Annotated in this window: 24 protein-coding genes; 17 read left to right on the forward strand and 7 right to left on the reverse strand. The window is 63.5% G+C overall.

From position 1 onward, the window contains the following. Positions 1-405 precede the first annotated feature (405 nt). The 16 genes from ugpB to QB898_RS03565 all read left to right on the forward strand — a co-directional run bounded on the left by ugpB (position 406) and on the right by QB898_RS03565 (position 16,680). On the forward strand, positions 406-1,725 hold the full coding sequence (gene ugpB, locus QB898_RS03490; RefSeq protein ID WP_279523811.1) for a sn-glycerol-3-phosphate ABC transporter substrate-binding protein UgpB: 1,320 nt from the start codon (positions 406-408) through the stop codon (positions 1,723-1,725). Between the two features lie 249 nt (positions 1,726-1,974). Next, on the forward strand, positions 1,975-2,859 hold the full coding sequence (gene ugpA / locus QB898_RS03495; protein WP_050716379.1) for a sn-glycerol-3-phosphate ABC transporter permease UgpA: 885 nt from the start codon (positions 1,975-1,977) through the stop codon (positions 2,857-2,859). A 61-nt stretch (positions 2,860-2,920) separates the two neighbouring features. After that, entirely contained in the window at positions 2,921-3,778 is an 858-nt protein-coding gene (gene ugpE, locus QB898_RS03500; protein ID WP_279523812.1) for a sn-glycerol-3-phosphate ABC transporter permease UgpE, read from the forward strand. 76 nt (positions 3,779-3,854) lie between these two features. Further along, positions 3,855-4,865 carry a sn-glycerol-3-phosphate import ATP-binding protein UgpC gene (locus QB898_RS03505; RefSeq protein ID WP_279523813.1) on the forward strand — a complete coding sequence of 337 codons (1,011 nt, stop codon included), beginning with the start codon at positions 3,855-3,857 and terminating at the stop codon, positions 4,863-4,865. Between the two features lie 120 nt (positions 4,866-4,985). Continuing rightward, positions 4,986-5,771, forward strand: a complete 786-nt coding sequence (gene ugpQ / locus QB898_RS03510) for a glycerophosphodiester phosphodiesterase (protein WP_279523814.1) — start codon at positions 4,986-4,988, stop codon at positions 5,769-5,771. A gap of 219 nt (positions 5,772-5,990) precedes the next feature. Next, the gene (gene hemA, locus QB898_RS03515; protein WP_279523815.1) at positions 5,991-7,265 is read left to right on the forward strand and encodes a glutamyl-tRNA reductase; all 1,275 of its coding nucleotides are present in this window, start codon (positions 5,991-5,993) and stop codon (positions 7,263-7,265) included. Between the two features lie 52 nt (positions 7,266-7,317). Continuing rightward, positions 7,318-7,992 carry a ProQ/FINO family protein gene (locus QB898_RS03520; RefSeq protein ID WP_279523817.1) on the forward strand — a complete coding sequence of 225 codons (675 nt, stop codon included), beginning with the start codon at positions 7,318-7,320 and terminating at the stop codon, positions 7,990-7,992. Between the two features lie 308 nt (positions 7,993-8,300). Next, a complete protein-coding gene (locus QB898_RS03525) occupies positions 8,301-8,834 on the forward strand; it encodes an Rrf2 family transcriptional regulator (RefSeq protein ID WP_279523818.1) in 534 nt (177 codons plus the stop codon). A gap of 114 nt (positions 8,835-8,948) precedes the next feature. Continuing rightward, complete coding sequence (locus QB898_RS03530; RefSeq protein ID WP_102283851.1) at positions 8,949-10,172, forward strand: IscS subfamily cysteine desulfurase; 1,224 nt, start codon at positions 8,949-8,951, stop codon at positions 10,170-10,172. Positions 10,173-10,238: 66 nt separating this feature from the next. Beyond that, complete coding sequence (gene iscU, locus QB898_RS03535; protein ID WP_050714817.1) at positions 10,239-10,634, forward strand: Fe-S cluster assembly scaffold IscU; 396 nt, start codon at positions 10,239-10,241, stop codon at positions 10,632-10,634. 60 nt (positions 10,635-10,694) lie between these two features. Further along, positions 10,695-11,018, forward strand: a complete 324-nt coding sequence (gene iscA / locus QB898_RS03540) for an iron-sulfur cluster assembly protein IscA (RefSeq protein ID WP_102283850.1) — start codon at positions 10,695-10,697, stop codon at positions 11,016-11,018. Positions 11,019-11,282: 264 nt separating this feature from the next. Next, the gene (hscB, locus tag QB898_RS03545) at positions 11,283-11,801 is read left to right on the forward strand and encodes a Fe-S protein assembly co-chaperone HscB (protein WP_279523819.1); all 519 of its coding nucleotides are present in this window, start codon (positions 11,283-11,285) and stop codon (positions 11,799-11,801) included. Between the two features lie 67 nt (positions 11,802-11,868). After that, complete coding sequence (gene hscA / locus QB898_RS03550) at positions 11,869-13,737, forward strand: Fe-S protein assembly chaperone HscA (RefSeq protein ID WP_279523820.1); 1,869 nt, start codon at positions 11,869-11,871, stop codon at positions 13,735-13,737. 21 nt (positions 13,738-13,758) lie between these two features. Next, complete coding sequence (fdx, locus tag QB898_RS03555) at positions 13,759-14,097, forward strand: ISC system 2Fe-2S type ferredoxin (protein ID WP_050714821.1); 339 nt, start codon at positions 13,759-13,761, stop codon at positions 14,095-14,097. After that, positions 14,097-14,840, forward strand: a complete 744-nt coding sequence (gene dnaQ, locus QB898_RS03560) for a DNA polymerase III subunit epsilon (protein ID WP_279523821.1) — start codon at positions 14,097-14,099, stop codon at positions 14,838-14,840. The genes fdx and dnaQ overlap by 1 nt, the downstream gene beginning before the upstream one ends. A gap of 460 nt (positions 14,841-15,300) precedes the next feature. Continuing rightward, a complete protein-coding gene (locus QB898_RS03565) occupies positions 15,301-16,680 on the forward strand; it encodes a Na+/H+ antiporter NhaC family protein (RefSeq protein ID WP_279523822.1) in 1,380 nt (459 codons plus the stop codon). 421 nt (positions 16,681-17,101) lie between these two features. Here the strand turns inward: QB898_RS03565 and QB898_RS03570 are convergent, their stop codons facing one another. The 5 genes from QB898_RS03570 to QB898_RS03590 form a co-directional block, all read right to left on the reverse strand. Beyond that, positions 17,102-18,370, reverse strand: a complete 1,269-nt coding sequence (locus QB898_RS03570; RefSeq protein WP_279523823.1) for a hypothetical protein — start codon at positions 18,368-18,370, stop codon at positions 17,102-17,104. Positions 18,371-18,454: 84 nt separating this feature from the next. After that, on the reverse strand, positions 18,455-19,753 hold the full coding sequence (locus QB898_RS03575) for a TRAP transporter large permease (RefSeq protein WP_050715669.1): 1,299 nt from the start codon (positions 19,751-19,753) through the stop codon (positions 18,455-18,457). Positions 19,754-19,919: 166 nt separating this feature from the next. Then, positions 19,920-20,630 carry an NAD(P)H-binding protein gene (locus tag QB898_RS03580; RefSeq protein WP_279523824.1) on the reverse strand — a complete coding sequence of 237 codons (711 nt, stop codon included), beginning with the start codon at positions 20,628-20,630 and terminating at the stop codon, positions 19,920-19,922. A gap of 155 nt (positions 20,631-20,785) precedes the next feature. After that, a complete protein-coding gene (locus QB898_RS03585) occupies positions 20,786-21,850 on the reverse strand; it encodes a TRAP transporter substrate-binding protein (RefSeq protein WP_279523825.1) in 1,065 nt (354 codons plus the stop codon). 129 nt (positions 21,851-21,979) lie between these two features. Then, entirely contained in the window at positions 21,980-22,642 is a 663-nt protein-coding gene (locus QB898_RS03590) for an NAD(P)H-dependent oxidoreductase (protein WP_102283156.1), read from the reverse strand. Between the two features lie 447 nt (positions 22,643-23,089). Between QB898_RS03590 and QB898_RS03600 the strand changes: the two genes are divergently transcribed. Beyond that, entirely contained in the window at positions 23,090-24,115 is a 1,026-nt protein-coding gene (locus tag QB898_RS03600; RefSeq protein ID WP_346429795.1) for a TIGR00266 family protein, read from the forward strand. Positions 24,116-24,352: 237 nt separating this feature from the next. Here QB898_RS03600 and QB898_RS03605 read toward each other — a convergent pair whose 3' ends face one another. Together QB898_RS03605 and QB898_RS03610 are read right to left on the reverse strand one after the other, a co-directional pair. Beyond that, entirely contained in the window at positions 24,353-26,098 is a 1,746-nt protein-coding gene (locus QB898_RS03605; RefSeq protein ID WP_279523826.1) for a cation acetate symporter, read from the reverse strand. Then, entirely contained in the window at positions 26,095-26,415 is a 321-nt protein-coding gene (locus tag QB898_RS03610) for a DUF485 domain-containing protein (RefSeq protein ID WP_279523827.1), read from the reverse strand. Before QB898_RS03610 ends, QB898_RS03605 begins: the two co-directional genes overlap by 4 nt. Positions 26,416-26,459: the final 44 nt, after the last annotated feature.

The raw sequence follows: 26,459 nt of genomic DNA on the forward strand, positions 1-26,459 counted from the left end.
CTGGGCGCGATGCGCTATTTCAGCCGCTTGTTTCGCTACTCTATCCGTAGCATGATGTCCTGGTGGATACTGCGCGAAACGGCATTTCCTGCCCCTTGATTTCGCTTCTGTTTTTGATGATTCCGCCTGACGGAATGGGACGGCCAGGAAGCGCCAGCCCATGCGCCGGCTACGCCAGCAGCCCACCTGCGAGCGCGGCAAAGCCGCCTGGAACATGCGCGCAGGCAGAGATGCGCGGGAATGGCGCGCAGAGATGGCGCGCGGCGCGTGCCGCGCCTTCGCGCATTGCGTGACAATCCGTGCTTTTGCTGCAACGGGCTGTGACATATTTCCGCTTTGGAACCCGTTTCCGGGCAGCTTGGCCTGCCCTGTTGCGCTTTTTCACTTCAACCGGAGACTTTGTTCATGTCCTTGCATTTCCGCGCCAAATTCCATGCCGTCGCCCTGGCGCTGGGCGCTGCCTGCGCGCTGCCCGCCCATGCGCAGACGGAAATCCAGTGGTGGCATTCCATGTCAGGCGCTTTGGGCGAGTGGGTCAATGACCTGGCCAAGGAGTTCAACGAAAGCCAGCAGGAATACCGCGTGACGCCCACCTACAAGGGGCAGTACGGCGAGTCGATGACGGCCGCCATTGCCGCCTTCCGCTCGGGCAACGCGCCGCACATTCTTCAGGTGTTTGAAGTGGGCACGGCCACCATGATGGCCAGCAAGGGCGCCATCAAGCCCGTGGCCGAGGTCATGAAAGAAGCGGGCCTGGCCTTCGACCCCAAAGCCTACGTGCCCGCCGTGGCCGGCTACTACACCGCGCCCAATGGGCAGATGCTGAGCTTTCCCTTCAACAGCTCCACCACCGTTTTCTTCTACAACAAGGACGCCTTCAAGGCCGCCGGGCTGGACGCTGACAAGCCGCCCAAAACCTGGCCCGAAGTGAAGGAGGCCGCGCAAAAGCTCAAGGCCGCCGGTCACAAGTGCCCCCTGACCACCAGCTGGGTGAGCTGGACGCAGCTGGAGAGCTTTTCGGCCTGGCACAACGTGCTCTTTGCCACGGAAAACAACGGCTTTGGCGGCACGGGCGCACGCATGGCCGTGGACTCGCCGGTGCACCTGCGCCACATTGAAAACCTGGCTGGCATGGCCAAGGACGGCCTGCTGATCTACAAGGGCCGGGGCAATCTGGCCGACGCCACCTTCGTCTCGGGCGAATGCGCCATGACCACCGGCTCCTCGGGCCTGTACGCCAACGTCAAGCGCAACGCCAAATTCGCCAGCGGCATCAGCACCCTGCCCTACTACCCCGACGTGCAAGGCGCGCCGCAGAACACCGTGATCGGCGGCGCCAGCCTGTGGGTGATGGGCGGCAAGAAGGCTGACGAATACAAGGGCGTGGGCAAGTTCTTCGCCTTCCTCGCGCAGCCTGAAGTGGCGGCCAGGAGCCACCAGCGCACGGGCTACCTGCCCGTGACCATCGCCGCCTATGAACTGACGGAGAAATCGGGCTTCTACAAGGAAAACCCCGGCACCGATGTGGCCGTGCAGCAGATGATTCGCCAGACCACCGACAAGTCGCGCGGCATCCGCCTGGGCAACTTCGTGCAGATTCGCACCATCGTCGATGAAGAGCTGGAAGGCGTGTGGAGCGGCAAGCAAAGCCCGAAGCAGGCGCTGGACGCCGTCGTCAAGCGCGGCAACGAGCAGCTGGAGCGCTTCCAGAAAGCACACAAGTGAGGGCCTGAAGCGCCCGCGCGCCGCCCCGGCGGGAGGGAACGCGGGGCCGCCCTGAACGCAGGGCCGCCCGTTTTTCGCGTCTCTCCAGAGCGGCCCCGCCAGGATTGCGCCGCCTGCCGCTGTGCCTTCCTGGCCTTCTTTGCGCGGGCCGCGCGGCGGCCCCGTGCCAGGCATGCCCCGCATAGAATGCGCGGTTTGGGCTGGCCGCCAGCCAGTTACACAGGCAACAAAAAAACCTGCTTCATTTACATGGAAAAGCGCGTTGTTTTCCGCTCCACCTGGCTGCCCTGGCTGCTGGTTGCGCCGCAGCTGGCCATCGTCATCATTTTCTTTTTCTGGCCCGCCGGACAGGCGCTTTTGCAAAGCGTGCAGCAGGAAGACGCTTTCGGCGCCAGCGTCGAATTCGTGGGCTTGGAAAACTTCCGCCACCTCTGGCAAGACGCCTCGTACCTGGCCTCTTTCAAAATCACCCTGCTGTTTTCAGCGCTCGTGGCGGCGCTGGGGCTGGCGCTCTCGCTCATGCTGGCCGTGATGGCCGACCGAGTGGTCAAGGGCGCGGCCATCTACAAAACCCTGCTCATCTGGCCTTACGCGGTGGCGCCCGCCGTGGCCGGGGTTTTGTGGCTCTTCATGTTCGCGCCGTCCATCGGCATGGTCAGCTATTGGCTGCGGGCCGCCGGGCTGGACTGGAATCACCTGATGAACAGCGGCCACGCCATGGCGCTGATCGTGATGGCGGCGGTGTGGAAACAGATTTCCTACAACTTCCTGTTTTTTCTGGCCGGCCTGCAATCCATTCCCAAATCCCTGATCGAGGCGGCGGCCATTGACGGCGCGGGGCCGTGGCGGCGTTTCTGGTCGGTGCAATTTCCGCTGCTTTCGCCCACCACTTTCTTTTTGCTGGTCATGAACGTGGTTTATGCCTTTTTCGACACTTTCGGCATTGTCGATGCCGCCACGCAAGGCGGGCCGGGCCAGGACACATCCATTCTGGTTTACAAGGTTTATCACGATGGCTTCAAGGCGCTTGATCTGGGCGGATCGGCAGCGCAATCGGTGGTATTGATGATCATGGTCGTGGCGCTGACCATTTTCCAGTTCCGCTTTATCGAAAAGCGCGTGCAATATCAATAAAACGTTATGGCCGCCCACATGAACCGCCGCCAGACACCATCAAAAAAACTGAAAAAAGAAAATGGTTGAAAACCGTCCCGCCGCCACGCTGCTGTCGCACCTTGTGCTGGTGCTGGGCGTGCTCATCATCGCCCTGCCGGTCTATATCACCTTCGTGGCCTCCACCCAGACGGCAGAAGCCATCGTGCAAAACGTGCCCATGTCGCTCACGCCGGGCGGCAACATGCTGGAAAGCTACCGCCTGGCGCTGTTTGGCGGCGTCAGCGGCTACGGCACAAAAATCGAGCCTGTCTGGCCCATGATGTGGGTGAGCCTGGTCAGCGCGCTGGTGATTGCCATTGGCAAAATCATTATTTCACTGCTGTCGGCCTTTGCCATCGTCTATTTCCGCTTTCCGCTGCGCGGGCTGGTTTTCTGGGCGATTTTCATCACGCTCATGCTGCCGGTGGAAGTGCGCATATTGCCCACCTACAAGGTGGTTTCCGATCTGGGCCTGCTCAACAGTTATGCAGGGCTGACGGTGCCGCTGATCGCCTCGGCCACGGCCACATTCTTGTTTCGCCAGTTTTTTCTCACGGTGCCCGATGAATTAATTGAGGCCGCCCGCATTGACGGCGCAGGCCCCATGCGTTTTTTCAAGGACATTTTGCTGCCCCTTTCAAAAACCAGCATTGCCGCGCTGTTCGTCATTCAGTTCATTTACGGCTGGAATCAATATTTGTGGCCCCTGCTGGTCACCACCAGCAGCGACATGTATCCCGTGGTGATGGGCATCAAAAGCATGATTACCGGCGGCGATGCCTATACCGAATGGAATGCCGTCATGGCCACGGCCATGCTCGCCATGCTGCCGCCCGCGCTGGTGGTCATTCTGATGCAACGCTGGTTCGTCAAGGGGCTGGTGGATTCCGAAAAATGATTTGCGCTCCCGGCGCGCGAATGAATCAGCCATTGGCCCTCAATACCCACACCTCTGCCCCGAAGCAAAACAGAAAATGGCATCCATCGAATTCAAAAACGTCATCAAGCGCTACGGCGCAGGCCCCAAGGCCAATCAGGTGATTCATGGCGTGAATGCCGATATTGCCGATGGCGAATTCATCGTCATCGTCGGCCCTTCGGGCTGCGGCAAATCCACGCTGCTGCGCATGGTGGCGGGGCTGGAAGAAATCAGCGGGGGCACGATTTCAATTGGCGGGCGCGTCGTCAATCAACTGGAGCCGGCGCAGCGGGATATTGCGATGGTTTTTCAAAACTACGCGCTGTATCCGCACATGAGCGTTTTTGAAAACATGGCTTACGGCCTGAAAATTGCCAAGGTGCCCAAAGAGGAAATTCGCGCCCGCGTGGACAAGGCCGCCGCCATTTTGGAGCTGGGGCACTTGCTGGAGCGCACGCCGCGCCAGCTCTCGGGCGGGCAGCGCCAGCGCGTGGCCATGGGCCGCGCCATCGTGCGCCAGCCCAAGGTGTTTCTGTTTGACGAGCCGCTGTCGAACCTGGATGCCAAGCTGCGCGCGCAGACGCGGCTGGAAATCGAAAAACTGCACCGCGAGCTGGGCATCACCAGCCTGTTCGTCACCCATGACCAGGTGGAAGCCATGACGCTGGCGCAACGCATGATCGTGATGAACGCGGGCCGCATGGAGCAGTTCGGCACGCCCGAAGAGGTGTATCACCATCCGGCCAGCACCTTCGTGGCCAGCTTCATCGGCTCGCCGCCCATGAATCTGCTCAAGAGTGCAGAGGGCATTCCGGAGGGCCGCATTCTCGGCATCCGCCCGGAGCACCTGCGCCTGCATCCCGATGGCTGGGAAATGAGGGTGGAAACCGTGGAAATGCTGGGCGCCGAGCGCCTGATCTATGGCCATCTGGGCGGCGAGTGGACGATTCTGCGCATGAATGAAACCGACGCGCCGCCCGCCGTGGGCGACGTCATCCGCCTGGCGCCGCTGGAAAACCGGCTGCACTGGTTTGATGCAGCCACGGGCAAGCGCGTGCAGGAGTGAGGGCGCTTTGGGCGGCTCTTTGCGAGCCGCTCCAGCTTCAGGCCCGAATTGCCCGCAAGTCCCCGTGGAATCAGCGCGGGGCGCTCTCTTTTTTGAAGCGATATCCTTTTGAGTTCTTCCATGTGGCCCTACCCTTTCTGGATTGCCCATCGCGGCGCAGGCAAGCTGGCGCCGGAAAACACCCTGGCCGCCTTCCGGCTGGGCGCGGCGCACGGCTGGCGCATGGCCGAGTGCGACGTGAAGCTGTCGCAAGACGGCGTGCCTTTTCTGATGCATGACGCCACGCTGGAGCGCACGACCAGCGGCCACGGCGCGGCAGGCGAGCGGCCCTGGGGCCAGCTGGCGCAGCTTGATGCCGGCGGCTGGCACTCGCGCCAGTACGCAGGCGAGCCGCTGCCCACGCTGGAAAACGTGGCGCGCTGGTGTCTGGCCAATGGCGTTCTGCTCGATCTGGAAATCAAGCCCACGCCGGGGCAGGACGAAATCACCGGCCAGACCGTGGCCGCCTGCGCTGCCGCCCTCTGGGCTGACGCGCCCGTGCCGCCGCTGCTCACGTCTTTCAGCGTGCCGGCCTTGCAGGCAGCCCAGCGCGCCGCGCCCCGCCTGCCGCGCGGCCTGCTGCTGGACACGCTGCCGCCCGGCTGGCAGGCCACCGCGCAGGCGCTGCAATGCGTGGCGCTGGTGTGCAATCACCAGCTCTGGACGCCCGCGCTGGTGGCCGAAGCCAAGGCGCTCGGCCTGCGCTGCCTGAGCTACACCGTCAATGACGAGGCTGAGGCCCGCCGCCTCATCAGCCTGGGCACGGATGGCATCGTGAGCGATGCCGTGGACCTGTTCTGCCCGGCGCGCGGCCAGGCGCTGGCAGATGCGCAACCCGGTGCGGCGCAAGGCGGCGCCACTTCCTGATGGCGCTCCTTGTTCGATAGCATGAGGTCCCCGTATTCATTGCGGTAGACGGCTTTTGCGGTGCCTTGAATTTGCTCTTCTTTTTGATGCTGTGCGGCGGCGTAGCCAGCATCCAGCCGCCGCCCCGGCCAGACCGTTTTTGATGCGTTTCAAGCCGGCCCCTGGCTGCCGGGGCCAGCGCCACGTGAAAAAGGCCCGATTTCTATAATCCGCAGCCTTATGGCTGTCTGGGCTTTGGGACTGAACCACCACACCGCCCCGCTGGATTTGCGCGGGCGGTTTGCTTTTGCCGTGGACCGCCTGGCGCCCACGCTGGACGCGCTGCGCCAGTTCCACGCGCGCCAGCCCGAAGCCGCCATTCTCTCCACCTGCAACCGCACCGAGGTCTATTGCGCCAGCGACGCGCCGCAAATCGACCGCACCCTCTCCTGGCTGGCCAGCGCGGGCGACGTGCCCGCCGACGCCCTGCGCCAGCACGCCTACGTGCTGCAAGACGACCAGGCCGCGCGGCACGCCTTTCGCGTAGCCAGCGGGCTGGACAGCATGGTGCTGGGCGAAGCGCAAATTCTGGGCCAGATGAAAAACGCCGTGCGCGCCGCCGACAGCGCAGGCGCGCTGGGCGTCACGCTCAACCAGCTTTTCCAGCGCAGCTTTGCCGTCGCCAAGCAAGTGCGCAGCAGCACCGAAATCGGCGCGCACAGCATCAGCATGGCCGCCGCCGCCGTGCGCCTGGCCGGGCAGCTCTTTGAAGACCTGGCGCAAATCCGCGTGCTGTTCGTGGGCGCGGGCGAAATGATCGAACTTTGCGCCACGCACTTTGCCGCGCACAGCCCCAAAAGCTTGGCCATTGCCAACCGCACGCTGGAGCGCGGCGAAAAACTGGCCGCGCGCTTTGGCGCCGAAGGGCTGCGCCTGGCCGAGCTGCCCGAGCGCCTGCATGAATTTGACGCCGTAGTCAGCTGCACCGCCAGCCAGCTGCCCATCATTGGCCTGGGCGCAGTGGAGCGGGCGCTGAAAAAACGCCGCCACCGCCCGCTGTTCATGGTCGATCTGGCCGTGCCGCGCGACATCGAGCCGGAAGTGCGGCAGCTCGATGACGTTTACCTCTACACCGTGGACGATTTGGCCCAGGTCGTGCAAACCGCCCACGCCAGCCGCCAGGCCGCCGTGGCGCAGGCCGAGGCCATCATCGACGCGGGCGTGCGCAGCTTCGTTCACTGGCTGGACCAGCGCAGCCCAACAAGCGGCGTGGTGCCCCTCATCCAGAAAATCAACGCGCAAGCCGACGCCTGGCGCGCCGCCGAACTGGCCCGCGCCCGCAAGCGGCTGGCCAAAGGCGAAGACATCGACGCCGTGCTCGAAGCCCTCTCACGCGGGCTGACGCAAAAAATGCTGCACGGCGCCCTGGCCGAACTGCACAGCGCCGACGGCGAGCACCGCGACCAAACCAGCCACACCCTCTCGCGCATCTTTTTGCGCTCGCGGCAAGCCTGAGCCGCCCTTCACTCCGCAACGCCCGCCTTGGGCGTTTTCTGTTTTTCAAGCCATGACCAACGAAACACCTGCCACCGACCCAACAAGCCAGACAAGCCAAGCAGCGCAGACCGGCGGCAAAACCGCCGCGCGCCGCACCCATCCGCTGCTGGCCCAGCTGGCCCAGTGGCACCCCGGACTGTTCGGCCAAACGCCCCAGCCGCTCAAGCGCGGCATCTACGACGACCTGCTGGCGCTGCACGCCGCCGAACTGAAAGCCGAAGAGCTGGGGCAGGCGCTGGCCATTCACACCCGCTCCACCCGCTACCTCAACGCCGTGGCGCAAGGGCTGCCGCGCCGCGACCTGCAAGGCCAGGCCGTGGAAGCGCCCGCGCCCGAACACATTTACCAGGCGCTGCTGGAAGTGTTCCGCCGCCGCCAGCAGCGCAGCGCCGAAGACCTCGGCCCCAAGCTGCGCCGCCGCATCGCGCAGGCGTGGCAGGCCAGCGGCCTCACGCGCGACGACTACGCGCAAGCCATGCACAGCAAGAAAAACGAACAAGCCAACGCCATGCTGCAAGCCGCGCTGGAAGAAGCCGCCGCGCAAATGGCCAAAGACGAAGCGCTGCTGCGCGCTTTTGAAGCCAGCGCCCAAAGCGAAACAGACTTTGCGCAGATGTATGGCCTGCACCCGCGCGAAGCCGCCCGCGCCCTGGCGCGCGCCCGCCAGCAGCGCAGCAGGGTGTGACGGAGTGCCGGAGCGGGCCTCGAATTCGCTCCTTGTTCAATAGCAAGACGTCCTAGTGGAACGGGCGCAAGCGCCAGTTTCATTGCCATCAATTCGCTCATTTTTTTGATGCCAATTTACCTGCAAACGAGCGGGGCAAACCACGCTCTCCAGCCCGCCCGGAAGGAGCGCCTATGTGAATACACCGGATGACGTGGCCTGCACGGCAATTGCCCCTTCATTTCAGTCAGGAATGAGATATACTTGAGGAAATTACTCGGGAATGAGTCACCCACGATCTCTTCCCCCGCCTCTTCAAGGAAAACACCATGCGCCTGACCACCAAAGGACGCTTTGCCGTTACCGCCATGATTGATCTGGCGTTGCGCCAGGACACCGGCCCCGTCACGCTCGCCGCCATCAGCCAGCGCCAGGGCATTTCGCTCTCTTACCTGGAGCAGCTCTTTGGCAAGCTGCGCCGCAATTACCTGGTCGAGTCCACGCGCGGCCCCGGCGGCGGCTATTCGCTGGGACGCAAGGCGGTGGACATCACGGTGGCCGACATCATCACCTCCGTGGACGAACCCATCGACGCCACCCACTGCGGCGGCAAGGCCAACTGCGGCACCAATGGCACGCAGTGCATGACGCACGATTTGTGGACGGCGCTGAACGCCCATGTGCTTGAATTTCTGGCTTCCGTCACCTTGCAAAAGCTGGTGGAAGACCAGCATGCCAACGGCATTGCCATTGATGACCGGCAGGCCGTCAAGCGGCCCATTTCTGCCATGCCGGTTGTCAAACCCATCCGCGTGACGGCGCCCAATTCCGTCTTTGCACTGGGCGGAGCGGCCGCCAAATAGAGTGCGTCAATCAGCGTCATTGGCAAAAGCCAAATCCATAACGCCCACAATGTCAGGCAAACCCGCGATCATCGAGACATTGATTTCCATTCCGAACGACAAGCCAGAAACACCATGAGCAACACCCCACAGAAAAACCCCATTTACCTTGACTACGGCGCCACCACGCCTTGCGACCCGCGCGTGGTGGACGCCATGGTGCCCTGGCTCTACGAACACTTTGGCAACGCCGCCAGCCGCAGCCACGCCTGGGGCTGGGAAGCCGAGGCCGCCATTGAAAAGGCGCGCGGCCATGTGGCCGACCTCATTGGCGCCGATCCGCGCGAAATCATCTGGACTTCCGGCGCCACCGAGTCCACCAACCTCGCCCTCAAAGGCGCGGCGCACTTCTACCAGAGCAAGGGCAAGCACCTCATCACCCTGAAAACCGAGCACAAGGCCACGCTGGACACCATGCGCGAGCTGGAGCGCCAGGGCTTTGAAGTGACCTACATGGACGTCAAGCCCGACGGCCTGCTCGATTTGGAAGCCTTCAAGGCCGCCATCCGGCCCGACACCATCCTGGCCAGCATCCTGTTCGTGAACAACGAAATCGGCGTGATTCAGGACATCGCCGCCATCGGCGCCATCTGCCGCGAGCACGGCGTGCTGCTGCATGTGGATGCCGCGCAGGCCACGGGCCGCGTGGAAATCGACGTGAAAAAGCTCCCCATCGACCTGATGAGCCTGACCGCGCACAAAACCTATGGCCCCAAAGGCATCGGTGCGCTCTATGTGCGCCGCAAGCCCCGCGTGCGGCTGGAAGCGCAAATGCACGGCGGCGGCCATGAGCGCGGCCTGCGCTCGGGCACGCTGCCCACGCACCAGATCGTGGGCATGGGCGAGGCCTACCGCATCGCCAAGGCTGAAATGCAAAAAGACAACGAGCACGCCGCGCGCCTGCAAAAACGCCTGCTGGACGGGCTGACCAGCATCGACGAGTCTTTCGTCAATGGCAGCCTGGAGCACCGCGTGCCGCAGAACCTGAACATCAGCTTCAACTACGTGGAAGGCGAGTCGCTCATGATGGGCATCAAGGGCGTGGCCGTCTCCAGCGGCTCGGCCTGCACCTCCGCCACGCTGGAGCCCAGCTACGTGCTGCGCGCCCTGGGCCGCAGTGACGAGCTGGCGCACTCTTCGCTGCGCCTGACCGTCGGACGCTTCACCACCGAGGCCGAGGTGGACTACGCCATCGAGGCCATCCGTGAAAACGTGGCCAAGCTGCGCGAGCTTTCCCCGCTGTGGGAAATGCACAAGGAAGGCATTGATCTGCAAAGCGTGCAGTGGGCCGCGCACTGAGAACCTGTCCGGGGTTCTGAAAACGCCCGCTTTTTTCATCCCACATTTTTTTCAGGAGCCACAAACATGGCATACAGCGACAAGGTCATCGACCACTACGAAAACCCCCGCAACGTTGGCAGCTTCGACAAAGGCGACGCCAGCGTGGGCACCGGCATGGTGGGCGCGCCCGCCTGCGGCGACGTGATGAAGCTGCAAATCAAGGTCAATCCCGCCACCGGCGTGATTGAAGACGCGCGCTTCAAAACCTACGGCTGCGGCTCGGCCATCGCCTCCTCCTCGCTCGTGACCGAATGGGTCAAGGGCAAAACGCTGGACGAAGCCGCCGCGCTCAAAAACAGCCAGATCGCCGAAGAGCTGGCCCTGCCGCCCGTGAAGATTCACTGCTCCATCCTGGCCGAAGACGCCATCAAGGCCGCCGTGAACGACTATCGCCAAAAACAGGCTGCGGCGGCGCAGTAAGCCGCCCGGCAGCGGTTCGTTAAGCGGTTCGTTATTGACCGGCACCAAAAGGAAACACTCATGTCCATCACCATCACCGAAGCCGCCGCGCAGCACGTGGCGCGCTACCTCGCCCGGCGCGGCAAGGGCGTGGGCGTGCGCCTGGGCGTGAAAACCACGGGCTGCTCAGGCATGGCCTACAAGCTTGAATACGTGGATGAAATCGCCCCCGGCGACACCTTGTTCGAGGCCCACGGCATCAAGCTCATGATCGATCCGAAAAGCCTGGCCTACATGGACGGCACCGAGCTGGACTACGTGCGCGAAGGGCTGAACGAAGGCTTTCGCTTCAAGAACCCCAACGAACGCGACCGCTGCGGCTGCGGCGAAAGCTTCCGGGTGTGAAGAAGGCAAGGCGCGGCCTGCGCGCCCTGTTTGCGGCTTCCGGCTCCGGGGCCGGATACAAGGCCGGATTTCAGGGCCAAATCGGCCGTTTGTCCTAGTGGAATCAGCGCGGGCAGCTATCATTTTTGAGGCATCCGGGCTGTGCGGGCGCCACGCGCCTGTTCTGCCTTCTGCTTTTCCGCTCGCTTCTCACGCCTCTTTCTTCTGGCAGCGGCCCGCATCCGGGCCGTTGTCCTTTGTCAAGCCTTGTTTGTCGAGCTTTTCATGGACCTGCAATCCACCGACTTTGAACTGTTTGGCCTGCCTGCGCGCTTTGAGCAAAACGCCGCCGCGCTGGAAGAGCGCTGGAAAGAGTTGCAGCGGCAAGTTCACCCCGACCGCTTCGCCGCCCAGGGCGCAGCCGCCCAGCGCGTGGCGGCGCAGTGGTCAGCCCGCGTCAATGAGGCCTACCGCCGCCTGAAAGACCCGCACCGGCGCGCCGCCTACCTGTGCGAGCTGCACGGCGCGCCCATCCGCGCCGAAGACAACACGGCCATGCCGCCCGCCTTCTTGATGCTGCAAATGGAGCTGCGCGAGCAAATCGACGATGCCGGCAGCCTGGCCAGCCTGCAAAGCGTGGAACAGCAGGCCGCGCAGATGCGCCAGGGCATCCTGGCCGATCTGGCCCGCCAGATTGACCAGCAGCAGGACTGGCCCGCCGCCGTGCAGTCCGTGCGCGCGCTCATGTTCTTTGACCGCTTCAACCTTGATTTGGCCCGCAAGCGCGAGGCCCTCTCGGCCTGAGCGCCCGCCCGCTTTTGCCGGCCCGTTCCCCCCATTTCTTCCATCCTCCTTCTCCCACGTCCACCTCATGGCTTTGATGCAAATTTCGGAACCCGGCCAATCGCCCAACCCCCACCAGCGCCGCCTGGCCGTGGGCATTGATCTGGGCACCACCCACTCTCTCGTGGCCGCCGTGCGCCACGGCGTGCCGGAATGCCTGCCCGACGCGCAAGGCCGCGTGCTGCTGCCCTCCGTGGTGCACTACCCCGCGCAGGGCGAGCGCCGCATTGGCTGGGCTGCGCAAGAAGGCGCGGTGCTGGATGCGGCCAACACCGTGGCCTCCGCCAAGCGCCTCATGGGCCGGGGCCTGGCCGACATTGACCATCAGGACAAACTGCCCTACGCCCTCAGGCAGCAGCCCGGCATGGTGGCCGTGGCCACGGCGCAAGGCGACAAATCGCCCGTGGAAGTCAGCGCCGAAATCCTTGCCACCTTGCGCCAGCGCGCGGAAGACACGCTCGGCGGCGCGCTGGACGGCGCCGTCATCACCGTGCCCGCCTACTTTGACGACGCCCAGCGCCAGGCCACCAAAGACGCCGCCCAGCTGGCGGGCCTGCACGTGCTGCGCCTCATCAACGAACCCACGGCCGCCGCCATCGCCTACGGGCTGGACAACGCCGCCGAAGGCATCTACGCCGTCTATGACCTGGGCGGCGGCACATTCGACATCTCCATATTGCGCCTAGCGCAGGGCGTGTTTGAAGTCATCGCCACCGGCGGCGATTCGGCCCTGGGCGGCGACGACTACGACCGCGCCCTGGCCGATTGGATCCTCGCGCAAACCGGCCTGACGCTGGACGGCCCCGCCGACAAGGCGCAAGTGCTGCACGCCGCCCGCGCCGTGAAAGAAAAACTCTCTGGCGCAGACAGCGTCTCCATCAAGCTCGCCACCGCCCATGCCAAGGCAGAAGTCACCGTGCGCCGCAGCGACTTTGAAGCCGCTACCGCCGATCTCACCGCCCGCAGCCTGGCCGCCGTGCGCCGCGCGCTGGCCGACGCGCACCTGGCCCCGCAAGACGTGCAAGGCATCGTCATGGTCGGCGGCTCCACGCGCATGCCGCAAGTGCGCCAGGCCGTGGCCGCCCTGTTTGGCCGCGAGCCGCTCACCAACCTCAACCCCGACGAAGTCGTGGCCCTGGGCGCGGCCGTGCAGGCCAACCAGCTCGTGGGCAACCACAGCGCCGAAGGCGGGCAAGACTTGCTGCTGCTCGACGTCATCCCCCTCTCGCTGGGCATCGAAACGATGGGCGGGCTGGTCGAGCGCATCGTCCCGCGCAACCAGACCATTCCCACGGCCATGGCGCAAGACTTCACCACCTACAAAGACGGCCAGACAGCCCTGGCCCTGCACGTGGTGCAAGGCGAGCGCGACCTGGTGCAAGACTGCCGCAGCCTGGCCCGCTTCGAGCTGCGCGGCATACCGCCCATGAGCGCGGGCGCGGCCCGCATCCGCGTCACCTTCACCGTGGATGCCGATGGGCTGCTCACCGTCAGCGCGCGCGAGCAAACCAGCGGCGTGCAGGCGCAAATCAACGTCAAGCCCAGCTACGGCCTTTCTGATGAGCAAATTGCCCGCATGCTGCAAGACAGCTTCGCCACCGCCCAGGCCGACAAACAGGCCCGCGCCCTGGCCGAAGCCCGGCTGGAAGCCGACCGCCTCATCCTCGCCACCGAAAGCGCCCTGCAAGCCGACGGCCACCTGCTGGGGCCCCAGGAGCGCGCCGACATCGACGCCCTCATCCTCTCGCTGCGCGCCATCGCCGCCAACAGCGAAGACGCCGCCGCCATCGACGCCGCCGCCCACGCCCTCTCCCAGGGCACCGAAGCCTTTGCCGCCGCCCGCATGAACGCGGGCATCCAAAAAGCGCTGGCCGGCCAATCGCTTGACTCCATCTGACACAAACACACCAAGCCCACGATGCCCAAAATCACCGTCCTGCCCCACCCCGAACTCGCGCCCAACGGCACGGAATTTGACGCCACCCCCGGCAAATCCATCTGCGAAGAACTGCTGGACCACGGCGTGGAAATCGAACACGCCTGCGAAATGAGCGCCGCCTGCACCACCTGCCACTGCATCGTGCGCAAAGGGCTGGACAGCCTCAACGAACCCGACGACACCGAAGAAGACCTGCTCGACCGCGCCTGGGGCCTCACCCCGCAATCGCGCCTGTCATGCCAGGCCATCGTCGGGCAGGAAGACCTCACCGTCGAAATTCCGCGCTACTCCATCAACCACGCCCGCGAAAACCACTGATGGCCCGCCAAATCGTTCTGGACACCGAAACCACCGGGCTGGACGCCGCCGGCGGCGACCGCATCGTGGAAATCGGCTGCGTCGAACTCATCGACCGCAAACTCACCGGCCACAACCTGCACCTGTACATCAACCCCGAGCGCGACAGCCACCCCGACGCCGAACGCGTGCACGGCCTGAGCACCGCCTTTTTGAGCAGCAAACCCAAATTCGCCGAAATCGCCCGCCAGTTCCTCGACTACGTGCAAGGCGCGGAAATCATCATCCACAACGCGCCCTTTGACGTCGGCTTTCTCAACAAGGAACTCGAACGCCTGGGCCTGCCGCCCTTGTCCGAACACACCGGCGACATCACCGACACCCTCGCTCTGGCCAAGCAGATCTACCCCGGCAAGCGCAACAGCCTCGACGCCCTGTGCGACCGCCTCGACGTGGACCGTTCCAGCCGCACCCTGCACGGCGCCCTGCTTGACGCCGAACTGCTCGCCAGCGTCTACATCAACCTCACGCGCGGCCAGGAAACCCTGCTCATGCAGGCCGACGACGCCCACGAAAGCGCCGCCGCCCAAACCCTGGAGCTGGACGGCGAAGACCTCTCCGCCATTGAACTGCCCGTCATCGCCGCCACCGAAAGCGAACGCGCCGCCCACGCCAACATGCTGGCCGGCATCGACAAAGCCAGCGGCGGCCAAACCCTCTGGCGCCAGGGCGGCTACATCGCCAGCCCCGAAGCCGCCGCCTGAACCCGGCAGGGCGCTTTCTGCCCTCTCGGCGTCTGTCCAAAGTCTCCCGGGCCTTGTTTGCCCGGCGGTCATATGCCGTTGCCCCCAAGCCGTGTGCCCGCTCGGGCGTGAGGTGAAAGCCTGCGGAAAGCGAAATTTTCCGGAGCACCGGCGGCAAGGCAGCTGGCGCTGGAGTGCGCCGCCGCCGCGCCCAATCAGCAGGCCTTGCCCGGTCAGGCCGTGCACTTCGCCAGTCAGAAAGTCTTGCAAGCCTGCCGGGCGGGCTGGATTGCCGTGGCGCGTTTTTGATCAAAAACAGGAGCAAATTCAGGCGGGCTTTAAACCTGCCTTGCGCACATTCCACTAGGACCTCATGCTATGGATACAGGAGCAAATAAAGTCGGCCCCAAAAGCTGCGGCCGCCACTGCCACCCTACTATGCTTGGCGGCTGGATACAGCTTCCACACTTTTGCAAAAACAATGAACGCCAAACCCCTGCTTGAAATGCAGCCCGCCGAAGCGGCGCTGCTTGCCGCCGCCTGCATTGCCGTGATGGGCGTGACCATGATCGGCTTTGGCTGGGCGCCGCACGTGTCCATCATCCTCGTGCTGTGCGCGCTGCTGGCGCTGGGGCGGCTCAAGGGGCTGGCCTTTGCCGACATGCAGCGCGGCATGGCCGGCGGGGTGATGTCTGGCATAGGCGCGATTTACCTGTTTTTCTTCATCGGGCTGCTGGTGTCGGCGCTGATGATGTCAGGCGCCATTCCCACGCTCATGTACTACGGGCTGGGGGCGATTGCGCCGGGGCTGTTTTACGTGTCGGCCTTCGTGCTCACTTCCGTGGTGGGCATTGCCATTGGCAGCAGCCTGACCACTTGCGCCACGCTGGGCGTGGCCTTCATGGGCATGGGGCAGGCGCTGGGGGCGCAGCCGGCCATCGTGGCCGGGGCCGTGGTTTCGGGCGCGTTTTTCGGCGACAAGATGTCGCCGCTGTCCGACACCACGGCCATTGCCGCCTCCATCGTCGGCATCGATTTGTTCGAGCACATCCGCAACATGAGCTACACCACGGTGCCCGCCTGGCTGCTCACGGCGCTGCTTTTGTGGCTGCTGCCTGCGCAAGTGGGCGAAGGCGGCCTGGCGGGCGTGCAGCTCTTTCAGCAGCAACTGGCCGCCAGCGGCCTGATCAGCGGCTGGGCGCTGCTGCCCTTTGTGGCGCTGGTGGCGCTGGCGCTGCGGCGGGTGAGCACGATTTACGCCATCAGCATCACCATTGCCGTGGCGCTGCTCATCACTTACGCCAGCGGCGGGCCGACGCTGGGCGAGCTGGGCGGCTTTTTCTTCAAGGGCTACCACCCGCCCGAAGGGCTGGAGCTGGGCGATGTGGGGCGGCTGCTTTCGCGCGGCGGCATCGAGAGCATGTTTTTCACGCAGACCATCGTGATCCTGGCATTGAGCCTGGGCGGGCTGCTGAACGCGCTGGGCGTGCTGCCCGCGCTGCTGGCGGGCATCAGCCACATGCTGACAACGGCCGGACGCGCCACCTTCAGCGTGGCCGCCACCTCGCTGGGCGTGAACGTGCTGATTGGCGAGCAATACCTGAGCCTGCTGCTGGCCGGGCACACCTTCAAGCCCGTTTACGAGCGGCTGGGCCTGCACCCGCGCAACATCGCCCGCACGGTGGAAGACGCAGGCACTGTCATCAACCCGCTGGTGCCCTGGGGTGTGTGCGGCGTGTTCATCAGCCACGCGCTGGGCGTGCCCGTGCTCGACTACCTGCCCTGGGCCACCTTCTGCTGGCTGTGCCTGCTGCTGACGCTGGCCTTCGGCTTTTCGGGCCGCACGATCAGCCGGGTTTGAAGGGGGCTAGAGCCTCCAAAGCGCCGTCATCAACGCCGTGTGCGCGGCCCAGTAGATCAGCCGATGCCATGCGCCATTTTTGCCATAAATAGTGCAATAGATATTCTTTCTGGAGAAGACAAAATCGGCGCCGTTGCGCAACAAATCTTCAACTACACTCTGAAAGGAAATCTATGAGCTACAAGCAAAGCAATGGCGGCTGGCCCAGCAAAACCGGTAATCCTTCCGGCGGCGGCCGCAGCAACAACCCGCCAGCATCAAAGCGAGGAAATGGCGGCGGCTGGCCCAGCACAACAGGCAATCCATCCGGCGGCGGCCGCAGCAATAATCCGCCAAAAGCAAAATAGGTTTGCCAGCGCATCCATGAATAGCCCTGAAAGGGGCGTTCATGGTGCGACGCAAATTCATTTTGCGAGGTAAATCAGATAATAGTATCAAGCGGCCGTAACTGCTTGATGCCATTTTTTGTCCAGTATTCAAATGACTGCGCCGCCCATGCGCTTGCATTGGGCGCGTCCATGTATTCAGACGAATAATTTGGCAAATATTCGGATTGTTTTTCTCGCCGGTCATCAAGCCAGGTCAGGGTTCTCAAGACAAAATGAACCCTGCGCGTTTCCTGGGCCAGAAAGAAAAGACAACTCAGCAAATCGCCTTGCACTTTCTCACGCAAGAAAAAAAGAATTTCCCTAACCTTTTCTTCATTCGGAAAATATCTGTCGGCATAATAGGTTTCCAGACTGGATGTAGTGATCTTGCTCCCGCTTTTTTCGGAAATGTATTCATGCAGATCCTGCTGCGACTTTGATTTGCATGCCTTTTGCAAGGCTTTCATCCATTTGGACGCCAATTTGATGGTTCCACTCCTTCCTGTTGCCATGAACGAGGCTGGCCCCATGCCCAAGTCATTTCTCGCCATATGCCATAGGGGATGTGAAGCCGCTTTCTCAGCTGCCAGTGATATTTGCAGCTCAAAAAATGGAACCGGCAATGCTCCCAAAGCTTGCGCCTTGTCTTTTGCTTCCCCAAGTTTTTCCAGCGAGCCATGTCGCCAATAGACGGATGCATCAGGCTGGTTTCGTATTTCTGCCGCTGTTTCGGCATACCGTTCCTGATGAAACAATGCCTCGGCCCGCCGCATCGAGTGCTCTATGCACCTGTACCGGCGCCAAGTTTCATCAAACTCACTCAAGGGAAGTCCTGCCGTCACCGTCACCGTCTGCCAGTGACTCAAAGCGCCCGCCTGGATGGCTGCTGTCTGGTCGCCCTGCATGGCCTTTTCGAGAATATTGAGAATCTCCACATTTGCGCCAGGATATTCATTTTCGGCATACTCTTTTGCCTTGGCGCAAAATGCAGCGACCTTCCTTTTGAAATAAGGCGTTTCCATGAGGTAATGTCTGTCGATATTCCTCTGGAACGTTTCAAATCCCATTTCTTTCACGCATTCGCTATACGCATCCCGAGCCCCGAAGGAAATTTGGCAATCCAGTTCAAGCGTGGGGATGAATAATGATGTGGTCTTGAACGGCTTGGGCCGGCCTTTCAGCGGGCGGGGGCTGGATTTTTTTTTAGCTCTTTTGCTTTCATGCAAACCGGTTGCCTGGCCTTCGATTTCACCTGGCGCGTTGCCATTGCGTTCGTAATAGGAAAAGACTGAATTCGCTATCAATGTCTTATTTTCCGGCATGGTGAATCAATATGGATGTCCGTGCAGGTGCGCCCAAGCTCTTATGGATTTGTGTTCTTCTTGCAGAAAAAACCGTATCCATCCTCAATACCCCAGCGCCTTCGGCAGCCACAGCGACACGGCGGGCACGAAGGTGCACAGCAGCAGCACGGCCAGCATGAACAGCGCCAGGGCGAAGGCCCAGCGGGTGGTGGATTCCATGGAGGCATTGGCCAGCTTGCAGGTCACCACCAGGTTCAGGCCCACGGGCGGGTGAAACTGGCCAAGGGCGATGTTGAGCGTCATCAGCACGCCGAACCACACCGGGTCCCAGCCGAAGTGGGCCATGATGGGCAGAAACAGCGGCAGGAAGATGAAGAAGATGGAAATGCCGTCGATGAACATGCCCGCCAGCAGCAAGATGACGTTGATGGCCAGCAGCATCGCGGTTTCAGACGAAACCGAGCGCACCAGAAAGGCCGCCATGTGCTCGAAGGTGCCCAGCGCGTTGCTCGCCACGGCAAACACCGAGGCCAGCGCCAGGATGGTGAGGATGACAGCGGAAACTTCGCATGACTCCACCAGCACTTCATAAATGGCGCGCCAGTTGAGCGACTTGTAAACCAGCACGCCCACCAGCAGCCCGTAGGTGACGGCCAGCACGGCCGCTTCCGTGGGCGTGACCACGCCGGTGCGCAGGCTGCCCAGAATGATGACGGGCGCCATCAGCGCCCAGATGGCTTCGCGCAGGCTTTTCCAGAACGGCGGGCGGGGCAGGTCCTGCTCGTTGCCCAGCCGCCCCGCGCGCGCCAGCCACACCGCGCCGGCCATCAGCGCCACGCCTGCCAGCACGCCCGGCAGCAGGCCGGCGGCAAAAAGCGCGGGCACGCCAGCGGCGGGCACCAGCATGCTGTAGATGACAAAAGCAATGGAAGGCGGAATGAGAATGTCAGTGGAAGCGCCCGCCGCCACCACCGAGGCCGCGTAGCCGCGCGGGTAGCCCGCCCGCAGCATCTGCGGAATCATTACCGCCCCCACGGCGGATGAGGCGGCGGGGCCGGAGCCGGAAATGCCGCCCAGCACCATCGCCACCAAAATGGTGGTCACGGCCAGCCCGCCCCGGCGCGGGCCGACGATGGCCGAAGCCAGCCGCACCATCGAGCCAGCGATGCCCGCGCGCTCGAAAATGATGCCCGCCAGCACGAACATCGGAATGGCCAGCAGCGGGTATTTGGAGACGCTGCTATACACGTTCAGCGGCACCGAAGACAGCCCCAGGTCGGCCAGCGCCACCACCGCCGTGCCCGCCAGCCCCAGCGTCACCGCCAGCGGCACGCCAGCGGCCAGCAGGCCCACAAAGAGCGCGAACAGCATGATGCTGAGCGTGTCGTAATCCAGATTCATCGGTCAGCCTTTGCAGCCGCCCGGCCGGGCGGCATGGGGTTTCATATCAGAAAGAGGAGCAAATTCAGGCGGGCTAGAAATAGGTTCTGCGCTTATTCATCTAGGACCTGCAGCTATTGATTCAGGAGCTAATTTGGCGCTTTCTCCATTGTTCCTTCCATCCGCTTCATCCCATCACGGCCTCGTCATCGTCGTCTGCGTTGTCATCGGCGCGCGGCGGCAGGAAGAACTCGTAGGGATACACCACCTGCTCGCCGGGCCGCGGCTCCTGCGTGGCCGCCAGAATGGCCTGCGCAATGGCCCCGGCGGACATGGGGCGGTACTTGTCGTACTTGCCCGGCAGCAGGCGGCCAAACAGGCCAAAGGCGGCAATGCCCAGCAGCTCCGTCCAGCGAAAGTCCTGGCGCTGCGCGTCAATCAGCGGCGCGCGCGCAATCACCAGGCTGCGAAAACCGGCCGCCCGCACCGCCTTTTCAGCCTTGGCCTTGGCGCGCAGGTAAAAGTGTTTGGAGTTGCGGCTGGCGTCGGGCGCGGAAACCAGCACGAAGCAGCGCGCGCCCGCCTTGCGGCCCCATTGGGCCAGCGCCTTGGGGTATTCCACATCCACTTGCAAAAAGGCTTCTTCGCTGCCCGCCTGCTTCAGCGTCGTGCCCAGGGCGCAGTAAATGTCATGCACCTGCTCGGGCGGCAGCGCGTCCATGTGGTCGAAGTCGATTTCTTCAACAAACAGCTTGGCGTGGCGGTAATTCAGCGGCTTGCGCACCCAGGCAATCACCCGCCCGTAATCGGGCCGCATCTCGCATATTTGCCGCACCAGCTCGCGGCCCACGGCCCCCGTGGCGCCCACGACCAGAGCGGTTTTGGGAATGGATTCCATCTTTACAGCCTCCTTGAGCTGGCGCCGAGCTTAGAGCAGGTTTCCAAAACCTTGGCCGCGCGCGGCAGCGCATCAGGATGGGCGCAAGGCGCGCAAGCAAGCCCAAACGCTGGCCCAAAGGCTGGCGGCTTTCGCGCGCTGGCGCCCGCTGCCGCTCACTTGTTGGCGTGGTAGGGGGCGAAAACCAGGCTGGCTTCGCTGCCGCCTGCTTGCTTGAGCCAGTCTATGGCGTAGCGCTCGCCAAAGCGGTCGAAAAAAAGCTTCAGGCCGGGGGGCGCGGCCAGCACTTCCATGCCATTGCGCTGCAGGGTTTGCAGGGCTTGCCGGGACTGGTTTTCGCTTTGCGTCCAGCCGCTGTCTTCAGCGGCGCGGGCGGCTTGGAGCACGAGGTTTTTCAGGGCCTCATCCAGCGCGTTGAAGGCCCGGGCGCTGACGAAAACCAGCGTTTTGGGGTAGTAGGCCCGCAGGTCGTAGAAGTATTTGAAGCGCCGCCAGGCGCTCATCTCAACGCCTGTGGCGCCGGAAGTCAGCATGAGGTCCACGCCGCCGCTTTGCAGCGCCTGCTCCAGGGCGGGGCCGCTGGGCAAATCCAGCGCTTGCGCGCCCGCGTATTGGGCAAGCGAGTCGGTGGTCATGTTGTAGGTGCGCATGCGCAGGCCGCGCAAGTCGGCGCCGGTGTTCAAGGGGCTGACGGCATACAGCCCCTGGCCGGGCCAGGGCACGGCGTAAAGCAGCTTCAGGCCACGGGCCGCGAAGTCTTTCTCAAGCACGGGCTTTTGGTATTTCCACAGACGGCGGGCGTCCTGGGGAGAGGCCGTGAGAAAGGGCTGGCTGTCAATGCCCGCAATGGGAAATTCGGCGCTCATGGCGCTGCCCAGCACCTGGCCGCCGGTGATGGCGCCTTCGCCCGTGGCCTTGCGGATGTCGGCCATGCTGTGGGGCTGGCCCAGCGCCTGCACTTGCACCTGAAGGCGGCCCTGGCTGCTTTCGCTCAGGCGGGCGGCAAATTGCCGGAGGTTGTCGGTCATGAAAACGCCGGGGCCGTAGCCAGCGGCGAGCGTCCACTGAATGGCAGACGGGGGCGCAGCGGCCCGCGCAGGGCGGACCCCAGGCAGCCCCGGCAGGACCAGGGCCAAAGCGCCTGCCAGCAGCGCGCGGCGGGCGGGCGCATGGGGCGCGGCATGGAAGGTGTTGGGGGTGATTCGGGGGGTGGCCGGCATGATGTATCTCCTGCATGCGCAGCCGCCTCTGCGGGCGGCTTGCAGCGCGCTTGAAGATTAACTATCACGCCGGTGAAATCAATCACGGATTCCACGAACGGCCAGCGCAGGCGCGCGCTGGCGCGGCTTTCACGCCCACTGCACCACGTCTTGCAGGCGCTGGCGCGTCTTGGGCTGCGGGGCGTTCAGGCGGTAGCCAAAGGCGGCCATCACGCTCAGCTTGAACTGGGCCGGGTCATACAGGCCGCGCCCGGCCAGTGCGCTGTTCATGGCCTCCAGCGGAAAGCCTTCGATGGCGGTGGAATCCACGCCAATCATGGCCGCCGCCGTGAGCATGTTGCCCAGGGCGATGTAGGTTTGCTTGCAGGCCCAGTCGTAAAAAGCGCGCGGGTGGCCGGCCAGCTCAAAGTCTTTCTCGCTGAAATTGCGGAAAAAGCGCAGACGCATCTGCACCGCCTCTTCTGGCAAATGCTGCACTTCGCGCATGAAGCGTGGCAAATAGTCGCCATCGGGCGAGAGCATGGCGGGCTGGCGCGCGAGGATGACGACAAAGTGGCTGCACTCCATGACCTTTTCGCGCGCGCCCCAGGCCATGTCGCGGATGAGCGCGCGCGTTTGCGGCTCTTGCACGACCACAAAGCGCCAAGGCTCCAGGCCAAAGGAGCTGGGCGACAGCCGCCCCGTTTCCAGAATGAAGCGGAAATCGTCGTCGCTGATCTTGCGGGCCGGGTCATACGCCTTGCAGGCGTGGCGAAACTGGTAGGCATCCAGAATGGCTTGCTTGTCCAGCATGGGAAGCTCCTTTCAAAAGAAGAGTGGCAGGGAAAAGCGGCATTGTGCGGCTGGCTGGCCGCCATCAGCGCCCATGAACGCTCCTGCCGGCGCCGCCCTGCCCGGGCCTTGTTCGGAATCACGCCTGCCGTCGCGGCAGCGCTGGCCGGGCGGCTTGAGAACTTGCTCCTGGCCCCACCTCAAAAAAGCGGACAGGCAAGTTATTTTCGCTACTTTATCAATAGCGTGATGTCCTAGTGGAGATTGCGTAAGGCGGCATTTATGGCCCCCTGAATTCGCTCCTGTTTCTGATGCTCTCTGGCAGGCGGCATCCGTTCAAATCGCCCGCAAGCCCGCCCGGAGCCGCGCTTTTGGCGCCCACGGGCAAGCGCTGAACTGCGCTCACAGGCCCAACAATCGGCCCTTCACGCCAATCAGCTTGGCTTGTTCAACGAAAGGAGCTTTCCCTTGTCTCAGTGGTACTTCATCCAGCCCGGCCAAAGCGAGCGCCTGGGGCCGTTTGACGCCGACCAGGCCTTCGCTTATGTGCGCCAGCACCCGGCCGCCCTGTGCTGGCGGCAGGGCCTCTCGGGCTGGCAGCCCGCCCGCGCCATGCCCGAATTCGCCGAAGCCTTTGAAAGCGGCCTGCCGCAAGACATGCCGCCCATTCCGCTGCCCGAGCAGCTGGCGCGCATGCAAAGCGACGACATCGACTACCGCATCGTGGGCAACGACATGCCCTTCGTGGAGGTGGAGCTGGACCCCGGCGAAAGCGCCGTGGCCGAAGCCGGAGCCATGATGTACAAGGACGCCGCCATTGAAATGGGCACCGTCTTCGGCGACGGCTCCCGGCAGGAAGGCGGCCTGATGAACAAGCTGCTGTCCGCCGGGCGGCGCATCGTCACGGGCGAGAGCCTGTTCACCACCGTCTTCACCCACCAGGGGCGCGGCAAGGCGCGCGTGGCCTTTGCCGCCCCCTACCCCGGCACCGTGCTGCCGCTGCGGCTGGCCGAGCACGGCGGCTGCATCATCTGCCAGAAAGACAGCTTTCTGGCGGGCGCGCGCGGCGTACGGCTGGGCGTGTTTTTGCAAAAACGCATCCTCACGGGCCTGTTCGGCGGCGAAGGCTTCATCATGCAAAAGATTGAAGGCGACGGCTGGGTCTTCGTGCACGCGGGCGGCACGCTGGTCGAGCGCGATCTGGCCGCAGGCGAGCGCATTGACGTGGACACCGGCTGCGTCGTCGCCTTCCACCCCGGCGTGAGCATGGACGTGCGCGCCGCCGGCGGCATCAAGAGCATGCTGTTCGCTGGCGAAGGCATGTTTCTGGCAACGCTGACCGGCCCCGGCAAAGTCTGGCTGCAATCGCTGCCCTTCTCGCGCATGGCGGGCCGCATGCTGGCCGCCGCCCCGCAGACGGGCGGCAAGGACGTGGGCGAAGGCTCCGTGCTCGGCGGCCTGGGCCGCCTGCTGGATGGCGACAACGGGTTCTGAAAACCTCAGGCCGCCCGCCGCGCGGAAAGCCGCTTTCCCAAGCCGTTGCCGCAGCCCTGGCGCGAAGCAGGCCAAGGCTGCGGCGCTATTTCGCTCCTCTATTCATAGCGTGATGTCCTAGTGAAAAGAGCGCAGGACGGCATTTTCAACCCCTCATATTTGCTTCTGTTTTTGATGTTCTCCGGCGGGCGGGCAGGCTGGCTCGCCCGCCGAGAGCAAGGGGCGCGGCGCAGGGCGCTAATGCGCCGTGGCGCCCGCAGCGCCCAGGCCGGTTTCGGAGCGCACCTGCTGCGCCTCGAAGGCCTGATGCTCTTCACGCGCGCGGGCGCTGCCGTCCAGCACTGAAAACAGCCAGACGCCGATAAAGCCCAGGCTCATGCTGAACAGCGCGGGCGACGAGTAGGGAAACAGCGCCGAGCCGGGCGGGTTGCCCAGCACGTTCTCCCACACCGAGGGCGAGACGACGGTGAGCGCCACCGACGAAATCAGGCCCAGAAAGCCCCCGGCCACTGCGCCGCGCGTGGTGCAGCCGCGCCATATCACCGACAGCAGCAGCACCGGAAAGTTGGCCGAAGCGGCAATGGCAAAGGCCAGCGCCACCATGAAGGCCACGTTCTGCCCTTCAAACGAAATGCCCAGCAGCACGGCAATCACGCCCAGCACGCCCGTGGTGATGCGCGTGACGCGCAGCTCGTCTGCCACGCGGGCTTTGCCGCCCTTGAACACCGTGGCGTACAAGTCATGCGACACCGCCGTGGCGCCCGAAAGCGTCAGCCCCGCCACCACGGCCAAAATGGTGGCAAAAGCCACGGCAGAAATGAAGCCGTAGAACATATTGCCGCCCACGCTTTTGGCCACCAGCACCGCCGCCATGTTGGATGCGCCCGCGCCGCCGTGAATCATGCCGGTTTCGGTATTGGCCATTTCGGGATTGGTCAAAACCAGGGTAATGGCGCCAAAGCCGATGATGAAAATCAGAATGAAGAAATAAGCCACCCAGGTCGTGGCCCAGAGCACGCTTTTGCGCGCCTCTTTGGCATTGGGCACGGTGAAAAAGCGCATCAAAACATGCGGCAGCCCCATCGTGCCAAACATGAGCGCCATGCCGAAACTGATGGCCGATACGGGGTCTTTAATGAATCCGCCCGGCCCCATAATGGCCAGCCCGGCTTTTTGCGCCGATTCGGGCGTGGCGCCCGGCAATCGCGAGGCAATATCCGTTCGCACGCGCACGGCATCGGCAAAAAGCGCTTCGGGGTTGAAACCGTATTTCAGCATGATCATGAAAGCCATGAAACTCACGCCCGCCAGCAGCATGACGGCCTTGATGATTTGCACCCAGGTGGTCGCCGCCATGCCGCCGAAAAACACATAAACCATCATCAGCGTGCCCACCAGCACCACGGCAATCCAGTAATCCAGCCCGAAAAGCAGTTTGATGAGCTGGCCCGCGCCCACCATTTGCGCAATCAGATAAAACGCCACCACCACCAGCGTGCTGCTGGCGGCAAAGGCGCGGAAAGGCCCCTGCCTGAAGCGGTAGCCCGCCACGTCGGCAAACGTAAAGCGCCCCAGATTGCGCAGCCGCTCGGCCAGCAAAAAGGTCATGATGGGCCAGCCCACCAGAAAGCCGGTGGAATAAATCAGCCCGTCATAGCCCGAACTCATCACGGCGGCCGAAACGCCCAGAAAGGCGGCGGCGGACATGTAATCGCCCGCAATGGCCAGCCCGTTTTGAAAGCCAGTGATGCCGCCGCCTGCGGTGTAGAAGTCAGACGCCGAGCGCGTGCGCTTGGCCGCCCATTTGGTGATGCCCAGCGTGGCCAGCACGAACATCATGAACATGATGATGGCCGTCCAGTTGGTGGCCTGCTTGGCCGTCTCGCCCACATCGCCAGCCGCATGGGCCGCGCCTGCTGCAAGAAAAGCCAGCGCGGCAAAAACAAAATGGATAATGGAACGGGTGGAAAACCGGTTTTTCATTTTGCGCCCTCCTCCTGGCTTTCACGAATGATTTCCTGCGTGAGCCGGTCAAACTCGCCATTGGCGCGGCGCACGTACAGGCCGGTGATGGCGACGGAAAAAACAATCACGGCCAGACCCAGCGGAATGCCAATGCTCATGACGCCGCTGCCAATGGGGCGCGATAAAAATGCCTTGTCAAATGCAATCAGGCAGATATAGCCGTAAAAAACGATCAGCATCAGAATACTGAGCGCCCAGCCGTAGCGGCTGCGCGTGCGCTTGAGCTTCTGATATTTGGGGCTGCGGCTGATGCGCGCGGCCATGGAATCATTCATCGCGTGTCTCCTGGTTTCATGGACGAAACGCGCGGGCGCTCATG

This window comes from Ottowia cancrivicina (assembly GCF_029813755.1).
GTDB lineage: Bacteria > Pseudomonadota > Gammaproteobacteria > Burkholderiales > Burkholderiaceae_C > Ottowia > Ottowia massiliensis.